This is a genomic window from Cobetia sp. (assembly GCF_983723665.1).
In genome coordinates, this window is record NZ_CFDJES010000043.1 from 13439 (window position 1) to 23494 (window position 10056).

Sequence of the window (10056 nt, forward strand, 5' to 3'; positions counted from 1 at the left end):
TGCGCCCGGCTGGCGGGTCGACACGCCTCAGGTGGGTGGGCCGTCCGGTGGCGCGTCTTCCAGCGATGCCATGTCTGGCATGTCGGCGCCGTCTGTCTCAGGCAGTTCGGTCTCGGGTGGTTCGGTCTCAGGCAGCTCGGCAGTGGTGATGCGTGGTCTGCCGGCCCAGAGTGACGACGATGACACGCCGCCGCTGGGCTACGCCGTGGCGCAGCTGCACGGCGTCTACATCCTGTCGCAGACCTCGCGCGGGCTGGTGATGGTCGACATGCATGCCGCTCACGAGCGCATCACCTATGAGCGCATGAAGCAGCATGTGCATGGTGGCGGCCATCTGGAGGCCCAGCCGCTGCTGGTGCCGGTGTCGCTGGCGGTCAGTGCGCGCGAGATGGGCACCTTCGAGCGCGAGTCCGAGGCGTTCACGCGTCTGGGCGTCGAGCTGGACGCTGCCGGGCCGGAAACGCTGCTGGTGCGTCAGGTGCCGGTCGTGCTCGGCAATGCCGATGTGGAACCCCTGGTGCGCGGCATGCTGGAAGATCTTGAGCGCTATGGGCGCAGTGACCGCATGGAGGCGCACATGAATGAACTGCTCGCCGACATGGCGTGTCGCGGCAGCGTGCGCGCCAACCGCCGTCTGACGATTCCGGAAATGAATGCCCTGCTGCGTGACATGGAGCGCACCGAGCGCTCCGGGCAATGCAATCATGGCCGACCGACCTGGACCGAGCTTTCGATGCATGAGCTCGACAAGCTGTTCCTGCGCGGCCAGTAGATGACGCCCCGTGTCGTCGCGGTTCACCCCTGATTCACCTCCCAGCCCAGACAATAGGCCATGACCCAGATTCAACCCCCTGAAGATTCCCGACACCACGCGCCTGAGGTGGCTGACAAGCCGCCTGTCGTGTTGTTGATGGGGCCGACGGCCTCCGGCAAGACCGACCTCGCCATTCGCTGGCATGAGGAGCAGGGCGCGGAGCTGGTCAGTGTCGATTCGGCGCTGATCTATCGCGGCATGGATATCGGCACGGCCAAGCCGAGCGCGGCCGAGCTGGCCCGAGCGCCACACCGCCTGATCGACTTTCTCGACCCGCTGGAGAGCTATTCCGCCGCCGAGTTTCGTCGCGATGCGCTGGCGCATATCGCCGAGATCCAGTCCCGCGGCAAGATGCCGCTGCTGGTCGGTGGCACCATGATGTATTTCAAGCGTCTGCTGGAAGGCGTAGCGGAGCTGCCGGCAGCGGATGCCGAGCTGCGCGCGGAGCTCGAGGCGCGTATCCAGTCCGAGGGTCTGTCGGCGCTGCATGCGCAGCTGGCGCGGCTTGATCCGGCCACGGCACAGCGCATTCGGGCCACTGATCCCCAGCGGCTGACACGTGCGCTGGAGGTTTGTCTGATCAGCGGGCGTCCGATGAGCGAGCTGCTCGCGGAGCAGCCAGAGGCGGAACTTCCGTTCCGGCCGATAGCGATCGCACTGGCGCCCCACGATAGAGCCGTGTTACATGAACGTATCGAGACGCGTTTTGATCAGATGTTGGAACAGGGCTTCATTGCCGAGGTCGAAGCGCTGAAGGCACGTCCGGAGCTGCATGCGGGCCTGCCCTCGATACGTTGTGTCGGCTACCGTCAGGTGTGGGATTTTCTCGATGGCCATCTGAGCCGGGATGAGATGCGCGAACGCGGCATCATCGCGACGCGTCAACTCGCCAAGCGACAGTTGACCTGGTTGCGGAGCTGGCAGGGGATTCACCCGGTGGATTCCATGGGTGTAGATCCTTACAGTAAAACCTTGAAAATCGTGCGCCAGACCTGCACTTAGCGTAACATGAGCGGTCACGACCCGCGCCCGTGAAGCCCCCTCAAGAGGGCAACCCGGAGCGCTGGCGAACATAACCATACTTACCTCGAACGAGACATTTTTACGGAGAGTCACATGTCCAAAGGTCAATCACTCCAGGACCCGTACCTGAACATCCTGCGCAAGGAACGTATCCCGGTCTCGATCTTCCTGGTCAACGGCATCAAGCTGCAGGGCCAGATCGAATCCTTCGATCAGTTCGTGATCCTGCTGCGCAATACTGTCTCCCAGATGGTTTACAAGCACGCTATCTCGACCGTGGTGCCGTCGCGCAATGTGCGCCTGCCGGCCCAGGATCCGAGCGTGCCGTCCACAGAAAGCTGAAGTTAGAGGCGCTGATTGTTCTTCGAACGACCCGAAGCCGGTGAAACGGCCGTCCTGGTGCATGTCAATTTCCGGGACGAAAAAGAACGCGAGGATGCCGGTGAGCTCCTCGAACTCGTACGTTCGGCAGGCGCCGTGCCGGCGACCCTCATCGAGGGTAGCCGGCCCCGCCCCGACTCCCGTACGTTCATCGGAGAAGGCAAGCTTGAGGAAGTGCAAGAGGCCCTGGCCGTGCACGAAGCCGAGCTGGTCATTTTCAACCATTCATTGAGTCCTTCCCAGCAGCGTAACCTCGAAGCCACGCTCAAGTGTCGCGTCATCGACCGTACCGGTCTGATTCTCGACATCTTTGCCCAGCGTGCGCGGACCCATGAGGGCAAGCTGCAGGTGGAACTCGCACAGCTCGAGTACATGTCCACCCGCCTGGTGCGGGGTTGGACCCACCTTGAGCGTCAGAAGGGCGGTATCGGTCTGCGAGGCCCGGGGGAAACCCAGCTCGAGACTGACCGTCGCCTGTTGCGCGCCCGTATCAAGTCGATCCACAAGCGACTCGAGAAGGTGCACAAGCAGCGCGATCAGAACCGCCGTGCGCGTGCCGAGATCCCGAGTCTGTCGCTGGTCGGCTATACCAACGCCGGCAAGTCGACGCTGTTCAACGCGCTGACCACCTCCGAGGTGTACGCCGCCGATCAGCTGTTCGCGACGCTGGACCCGACGCTGCGTCGTCTGGAGCTCGAGGATGTCGGTCCGGCAGTCCTGGCCGATACCGTCGGCTTCATTCGTCATCTGCCGCACAAGCTGGTGGAAGCCTTCCAGGCGACCCTGCAGGAAGCGGCGGAAGCGGATCTGCTGGTACATGTCATCGACGCCGCAGACCCGGAGAATGACCGCAATACCGAGCAGGTCAATCACGTCCTGAGCGAGATCGATGCCGGTGATGTGCCGCGTCTGTTGGTCATGAACAAGATCGACCGACTCGACATGGCGCCGCGCATCGAGCGTGATGGCTTCGGTCGTCCGCTGGCGGTGTGGCTGTCGGCACGCGACGGCAAGGGGCTGGATCTTCTGATGCAGGCCTTCGCCGAGCTGCTGTCCGACAACGTCATCTCCATGCAGCTGACGCTGGGGCCTGCCAAGTCCCGTCTGCGGGCAGGTCTGCATGAGCTGGACGCGGTCAAGGACGAGCAATATGACGAGCAGGGCAATGCGCTGCTGGACATTCGTCTCGAGAAACGCGACTTTCTGCAGTTGTTGTCGCATCTTGGTGAATCGCCTGAAGATTATCTCGGCGGTGAACATGACGACCGCGAAGCCTGGCAGCGTGAGCTGTCCGCCGAACGCGCGGAAAAGCATCGCGTGTCGGTCACGCACAAGTCCTGATACCGTCTGGTAACGAGACTTGCGCCGGTGCGCTGCGCAGCAGTTCGATGAGAAGTGGCGCACGAGGCAGCAGCGCACCGTTGTCGCAAGGCAGTGGCAAGCACTACCCAGCATCCATCGCCGCGCATGAATGACGATGGATGCCCTCGCGCAGGGCCTGCCCTGCGCGTCAGAGCAGCGGGCATTCAGCAGGATTGGCTGGATGCCGTCCGACGGACGATGGCCGTCGGGCAGGGCCATGGCCTTCTCCCGCAAGGGACGCGTCGCCATGCCGTACGAGAGAATCGGTCGCCGGAGGCCATCAGGCTCAAGGCACGGAACCGGTCGCAGCTGGCAGGGCGGCGTCATCATAATGACGAGCGGAACATCGACTGAGTGGAGACGACGTATGGCTTGGAATGAGCCGGGTGGCGGCAACCAGCATGACCCGTGGAGCGGCGGTGGTCGCAACGGGGACAAGAAGGGGGGCGGGGGTAACGGCGGTGGCAATGGTGGACCGCCCGACCTCGACGAAGCGCTGAAGAAATTCCAGGACAAGCTCAACGGCATGCTCGGCAATGGCCGCAAGCGTCGTGGCGGTGCCGGTGGCAATGGCGGCAACGGTGGCAGCACCAATGCCTTCGCACTGCCGGGTATCATCGGTGTCATCCTGGTCGCCATCTGGGCGGCTTCCGGTTTCTATCTGGTCGATCAGTCAGAGCGTGGCGTCGTGCTGCGTTTCGGCAAGTACAACGACATCGTCGGTCCGGGCCTGCACTGGAATCCGCCGATCATCGACGATGTGCGTGAGGTCAACGTCACCAAGGTGCGTTCGCTCTCCCAGACCAAGTCGATGCTGACTCAGGACGAGAACATCGTCGAAGTCCAGATGTCCGTGCAGTATCAGGTGTCCAACCCGCGTGACTTCCTGCTCAACGTCCGTGCGCCCGAGATCAGTCTCGAGAACGCCATGGACTCTGCGCTGCGTCACGAAGTCGGCAGTGCCGACATGAACGACATCCTGACCTCCGGTCGTGAACTGCTGGCCAGCAACGTCAAGTCGCGCCTGCAGTCCTATCTGGACAACTACGGTGTCGGCCTGACGCTGCAGACCATCAACGTCGAGTCCACCTCTGCGCCGGCAGCGGTCCAGGATTCCTTCGATGACGTCATCAAGGCGCGTGAGGATCGTCAGCGCACGATCAACCAAGCACTGGCCTACGAGAACTCGATTCTCCCGGAAGCCCAGGGTCAGGCGCAGCGCATCATCGAGGAAGCCGAGGGTTACAAGGAGTCCGTGGTCGCGAAGTCCCAGGGTGAGGCCAACCGCTTCACGTCCCTGCTGACCGAGTACCAGAAGGCGCCGGAAATCATCCGCGAGCGCATGTATCTGGAAACCATGGGCGAAGTGCTCGGCAAGACCAACAAGGTGCTGGTGGATGTCGAGAACGGCAATTCCCTCATGTACCTGCCGTTGGACAAGCTGGCCAACAAGTCCAGTGCTGCCGCCGAAGACAGCAGTGGCATGAGTCGTAGTGAGCTGGACCGTGTGTCCCGACAGGCGAGTGATGCCCTGAGCCGCAGCCAGAGCACTGACAGCAGCAACAGCATCCGTCGGGAGGGTCGTTAATGATCAACAATCGCTCACTGATGGCCGTCGCCGGTCTGGCCGTAGTGGCCTGGCTTGGTAGCAACAGCCTCTACACGGTTGATGAGACCCAGCGCGCCATCAAGCTCAAGTTTGGTGAAGTGGTGGAAGACAACATCCAGCCCGGCCTGCACTTCAAGCTGCCGGTCTACAACACGATCCGTACCTTTGATACGCGCGTGTTGACGCTGGATGCCCAGGCAAGCCGTTATCTGACCCGCGAGAAGAAGGCCGTCATCGTCGACTCCTTCGTCAAGTGGAAGATCGTCGATCCGAAGCGCTACTACGAAGCGACCTCCGGCGACGAGCAGATGGCCGAGCGCCTGATCGCGCCGCGTGTCGACGAGAGTCTGCGTAACGAGTTCGGCAAGCTCGAGCTGGTGCAGATCATCTCCGAGCAGCGTGACGCGCTGATGAAGAAGCCCACCGAAGAGCTCGACGAGGTGATGCGCAAGGAACTGGGGGTGTCGATTCTCGATATCCGCGTCAAGCGTATCGACCTGCCGGACGAAGTCTCCCAGGCGGTCTACGAGCGCATGAAGACCGAGCGTCAGCGTGAGGCACGTGAGTATCGTGCCCAGGGTCAGGAACAGGCCGAGAAGATCCAGGCCAATGCCGATCGTCGCCGTTCCGTCCTGCTCGCGCAGGCCGAAGAACAGGCGCAGACCCTGCGCGGTGAGGGCGATGCCTCCGCCGCTGCCATCTATGCCGGTGCCTACGGGGCGGATACCGAGTTCTTCCGCTTCTACCGCTCACTGCAGGCCTATCGCGACAGCTTCAAGGGCGATGGCAACATGATGGTCATGCAGCCGGACAGCGAGTTCTTCCGCTTCTTCAAGGACCCGCAGGGTGGTAGCAACTAAGCAGCATCATCAAGCCCGAAGGCTCGCTTTCGGGGATGTTGTGCGCGGCCTCTGGCAGCATCAGAGGCCGCGCAGTGGATGAACGTCGCTCGAGAGGTTCGCGGGGTTCATCCCACAAGGATTCATGCTAGACTCCTGCAACCGGGCACCGCCCGGTTTTTTTGTGGCCGCTTTTCATGCACAGGCGCAAGGCCGACAGGAAAGCGTCGAGCAGGACCTTGCTTCACGGGTCTCGGTCGGCTGTTGTGAAATCCCCCGCAGGCGTCGCGTTTGTCACGCACGCCAGCCGAGTGAATTTCCTCGCGTCACGAGTCACCCCTTGTCATAAATCTCTCGCAGGATAGCGCAATGACCATCGCAGATCGCTGGCTCCTCCCGGATGGCATGGATGAGGTATTGCCCCCTCAGGCAACCCGTATGGAGGCGCTGCGCCGCGCGCTGCTCGACCTCTATCATCGCTTCGGCTATGACCTGGTGCTGCCGCCGCCCGTCGAATTTCTCGATTCGCTGCTGACCGGCACCGGTACCGAGCTTGATCTGCAGACCTTCAAGCTGACCGACCAGATGACCGGTCGCATGATGGGCGCCAGCGCCGACGTCACTCCGCAGGTGGCGCGCATGGATGCTCACTCCCTGCACCGCGAAGGCCCGGTACGTCTGTGCTACTGCGCCAACGTGCTGCGCACCAAGGCGGACAAGCACCAGGGCGGTCGCAGCCCGGTGCAGGTCGGTGCTGAGCTCTTCGGTCACGCCGGCCTCGAGGCCGACCACGAGATCCTGCACCTGGCACTGACCAGTCTCGAGCAGGCCGGTGCCGGTGAATTGCACCTGGCACTGGGCCATATCGGCATCTATCGTGCCTTGATCGCCGAAGCCGGCATGAATGACGAGCACGAGCGTGAGCTGTTCGCCGCCATCGAGCGTAAACAGTATTCCGCTCTCGATGCATTGATCGATCGCGTGGTGGGTGACAAGGTAGTGGCGGGCATGCTCAAGGCGCTGCCGCACCTGCACGGTGATGACGAGATTCTTGCCCAGGCGCGTACTGCCTTCGCCGGCGCACCGGCGGCAGTCGCCAGCGCTCTGGATCAGCTGACGGCGCTGAGCTGCGCGGTCCGCGAGCGTCATCCGCAGGTCACGCTCTATTTCGATCTCGCCGAACTGCGCGGTTACGAGTATCACACCGGCATGGTGTTCGCGGCCTACGTCCCGGGTTACGGTCAGGCGCTGGCCAAGGGTGGTCGCTACGACGATACTGGACGTGCCTTCGGTCGTGCGCGTCCTGCCACCGGCTTCTCGATGGACCTCAAGCAGCTGGCCTCGCTGGCCGTGCAGGCCCCGGCCTGTGACGGCATCTGGGCGCCGGCACTCAACGACAGCGCGCTGCGTGAGTGTGTCGATCAGCTGCGTGCCGCTGGCGAGCGTGTCATCGAAGCGCTGCCGGGCCAGACCACCGGCGCGGATGCACACCGTTGCAACCGTGAGCTGGTCAATGGCGACGGCGGCTGGCAGGTCGTCACACTCGATGCCTGAGCTTGTATGGCTGAGCCTGGATGCCTGAGCTTGAATGGTTGAGCTTCGGTGATCCGAGTGCGATGGCAGCGAGTGACAGATAGCAGAACAGCTGGGGCCACTGGGTCCCGAGGTGCAGCTGCCGACAGGGCAGCTGCACTTGTGAGTGGGTTTTCACCGACGGTTATTCACCGAAAGAGATAGGAACCATGGGCAAGAATGTAGTCGTGCTCGGCACCCAATGGGGTGATGAAGGCAAGGGCAAGGTCGTCGACCTGCTGACCGAATCCGCCAGCGCCGTCGTGCGTTTCCAGGGTGGCCACAACGCGGGTCACACCCTGGTGCTGGACGGCAAGAAGACCGTCCTCCACCTGATCCCGTCCGGCATCCTCCACCCGGGCAAGACCTGCGTCATCGGCAACGGTGTCGTGCTGTCTCCGGAAGCGCTGATCAAGGAAATCCGTGAGCTTGAAGCCAATGACGTGCCGGTGCGTGATCGCCTGCGTCTGTCGCCGGCCTGCCCGCTGATCCTGTCCTACCACGTGCGTCTGGACCAGGCGCGCGAGAAGGCCCGTGGCGTCGCCAAGATCGGTACTACCGGTCGCGGCATCGGCCCGGCCTACGAAGACAAGGTCGCGCGTCGTGGCCTGCGTCTGGGTGACATGCTCCACCGTGAGCGTTTCGCCTCCAAGCTGGGCGAAGTGCTGGATTACCACAACTTCGTGCTGCAGCACTATCACGGTGAAGCGCCGGTCGACTTCCAGCAGGTGCTGGACGAAGCCATGGAAATGGCCGAAGAGCTGCGTCCGATGGTCTGCGACACCGTGGATCTGGTCCACTCCGTGCGCAAGGCCAACGAGAACATCCTCTTCGAAGGTGCTCAGGGCTCACTGCTCGACATCGACCACGGTACCTACCCGTACGTCACCAGCTCCAACACCACTGCCGGCGGCACCGCCACCGGTTCCGGCGTCGGTCCGCTGTATCTCGACTACGTGCTGGGCATCACCAAGGCCTACACCACGCGTGTCGGCTCCGGTCCGTTCCCGACCGAGCTGTTCGATGAGTTCGGCCGTCACCTGGCCGAGCGTGGCCACGAATTCGGTGCCACCACCGGTCGTGCGCGTCGTTGTGGTTGGTTCGATGCCGTCGCTCTGCGTCACGCCGTGCAGATCAACTCGGTCAGCGGCATCTGCCTGACCAAGCTGGACGTGCTGGACGGTCTCGAGAACATCCGTGTCTGCATCGGCTATCGCAGCAAGGATGGCGACGTGCTGGACAACCCGGTGGACTCCGAAGGCTATGAAGCCATCGAACCGCTGTACCAGGACCTGCCGGGCTGGAGCGATTCCACCATCGGCGTGCGCGAAGTCGACAAGCTGCCGGCCAACGCCCGCGCTTACATCAGCTTCCTGGAAGAGCAGGTCGGCGTGCCGATCGACATCATCTCCACTGGCCCGGACCGCAACGAGACCATCGTGCTGCGCAACCCGTTCCACGGCTGATCATCACGCATGGCTTAGATGAGCCTTGCATGACGGCATGATGGCGTGACCAAGACACCCCGTCGGGATTCTCCCGGCGGGGTGTCTTGCGTTGTGGAGGGGTGCGCGTTGTAGAGATGACTTGTGTTGCAGGGAGGGCTTGCGTTGTAGAGAGGGTGGGGCTGCCGTCATCGCTCACCTGGCGCACACGGGATTGTTGTACAGGGCACCTGGTCCCTCGGGCAGGGCTGGTAGATATTTTAAATGGGAATGATTGTTATTTTTGTTGTGATCGGCGGCTATCTTGTCGGCAAACTGGTTGCCCAGGTCGCAATTCGACGTTTTCGGTGGGGTCCCCGCTTCACATCGTTCTGATACAGGACTAAAATGGTCCCCAATTAATCTTCCCGTGGTGGAGGCCAGCATGCTGAAGCTTTCCAAGATGACCGATTATGCCGCTGTCGTGATGGCGCGCATCGCCCGCGAGCCGGACTCGGCCCATGCGGCGATCGATCTGGCCGAAAGCGTGCAGCTGCCGCATCCCACCGTGAGCAAGACGCTCAAGGCGCTGGTGCGGGCAGGGCTGCTTGAGTCGCGGCGCGGTGCGCTGGGCGGTTATCGCCTGGCACGCCCGGCCAGCCAGATCACGGCCAGCGACATCATCAGCGCCATCGAAGGCCCGGTGGCCGTGACCGAGTGCAGCCACGCCGACGGCGATTGCGAGCTGGTCAACACCTGCGGGGTGGCCGACAACTGGCAGCGCGTCTCGTACGCCATCAGTGAGCTGCTGGGCAGCGTGACGCTGGCGCATCTGGCGTCATCCGCGCCACTGCGCATGCCGGTGCAACTGCCGATTCAGGCCATCAGTCTGTACGGGGATGACGAGCCGTCCCCCATGGCCACGGCAGCCAACGGCACTGGCAAACGCTAGAACCGGCAAACGCTGAATCCGTTGTCGCGCGACACACGTCGCCGTGGCAACACGAACATTCGAACTTCGCTGCGATTCGG

At 62.8% G+C, this 10056-nt stretch carries 9 protein-coding genes; all 9 read left to right on the forward strand.

Features of this window, described 5'->3' with window-relative positions; genetic code table 11:
• Window positions 1–772 (forward strand): DNA mismatch repair MutL family protein (locus AC4FAH_RS06380; protein ID WP_490245781.1); only part of this gene is annotated, 772 nt, incomplete at its 5' end.
• A 60-nt stretch (window positions 773–832) separates the two neighbouring features.
• Window positions 833–1816: a tRNA (adenosine(37)-N6)-dimethylallyltransferase MiaA gene (gene miaA / locus AC4FAH_RS06385; RefSeq protein WP_286988774.1), complete on the forward strand. Its 984-nt coding sequence runs from the start codon at window positions 833–835 to the stop codon at window positions 1814–1816.
• Between the two features lie 114 nt (window positions 1817–1930).
• The gene (gene hfq, locus AC4FAH_RS06390) at window positions 1931–2179 is read left to right on the forward strand and encodes an RNA chaperone Hfq (protein WP_043335203.1); all 249 of its coding nucleotides are present in this window, start codon (window positions 1931–1933) and stop codon (window positions 2177–2179) included.
• A gap of 15 nt (window positions 2180–2194) precedes the next feature.
• Complete coding sequence (hflX, locus tag AC4FAH_RS06395; RefSeq protein ID WP_288988701.1) at window positions 2195–3559, forward strand: ribosome rescue GTPase HflX; 1365 nt, start codon at window positions 2195–2197, stop codon at window positions 3557–3559.
• 388 nt (window positions 3560–3947) lie between these two features.
• On the forward strand, window positions 3948–5168 hold the full coding sequence (gene hflK, locus AC4FAH_RS06400) for an FtsH protease activity modulator HflK (RefSeq protein WP_043335204.1): 1221 nt from the start codon (window positions 3948–3950) through the stop codon (window positions 5166–5168).
• Entirely contained in the window at window positions 5168–6049 is an 882-nt protein-coding gene (gene hflC, locus AC4FAH_RS06405) for a protease modulator HflC (RefSeq protein WP_107335229.1), read from the forward strand. The genes hflK and hflC overlap by 1 nt, the downstream gene beginning before the upstream one ends.
• Window positions 6050–6397: 348 nt before the next feature.
• Window positions 6398–7582, forward strand: a complete 1185-nt coding sequence (locus AC4FAH_RS06410; RefSeq protein ID WP_131431591.1) for an ATP phosphoribosyltransferase regulatory subunit — start codon at window positions 6398–6400, stop codon at window positions 7580–7582.
• A 188-nt stretch (window positions 7583–7770) separates the two neighbouring features.
• Complete coding sequence (locus AC4FAH_RS06415; protein WP_043335209.1) at window positions 7771–9066, forward strand: adenylosuccinate synthase; 1296 nt, start codon at window positions 7771–7773, stop codon at window positions 9064–9066.
• Window positions 9067–9469: 403 nt separating this feature from the next.
• Window positions 9470–9976 carry an SUF system Fe-S cluster assembly regulator gene (locus AC4FAH_RS06420; protein ID WP_324692000.1) on the forward strand — a complete coding sequence of 169 codons (507 nt, stop codon included), beginning with the start codon at window positions 9470–9472 and terminating at the stop codon, window positions 9974–9976.
• Window positions 9977–10056: the final 80 nt, after the last annotated feature.

Bases quoted from the DNA above. Each gene is read 5' to 3' on its own strand.
- AC4FAH_RS06410 (WP_131431591.1), top strand. From the start codon at position 6,398: ATGACCATCGCAGATCGCTGGCTCCTCCCGGATGGCATGGATGAGGTA.
- hfq (WP_043335203.1), top strand. From the start codon at position 1,931: ATGTCCAAAGGTCAATCACTCCAGGACCCGTACCTGAACATCCTGCGC.
- AC4FAH_RS06420 (WP_324692000.1), top strand. From the start codon at position 9,470: ATGCTGAAGCTTTCCAAGATGACCGATTATGCCGCTGTCGTGATGGCG.
- hflK (WP_043335204.1), top strand. From the start codon at position 3,948: ATGGCTTGGAATGAGCCGGGTGGCGGCAACCAGCATGACCCGTGGAGC.
- hflC (WP_107335229.1), top strand. From the start codon at position 5,168: ATGATCAACAATCGCTCACTGATGGCCGTCGCCGGTCTGGCCGTAGTG.
- AC4FAH_RS06415 (WP_043335209.1), top strand. From the start codon at position 7,771: ATGGGCAAGAATGTAGTCGTGCTCGGCACCCAATGGGGTGATGAAGGC.
- miaA (WP_286988774.1), top strand. From the start codon at position 833: ATGACCCAGATTCAACCCCCTGAAGATTCCCGACACCACGCGCCTGAG.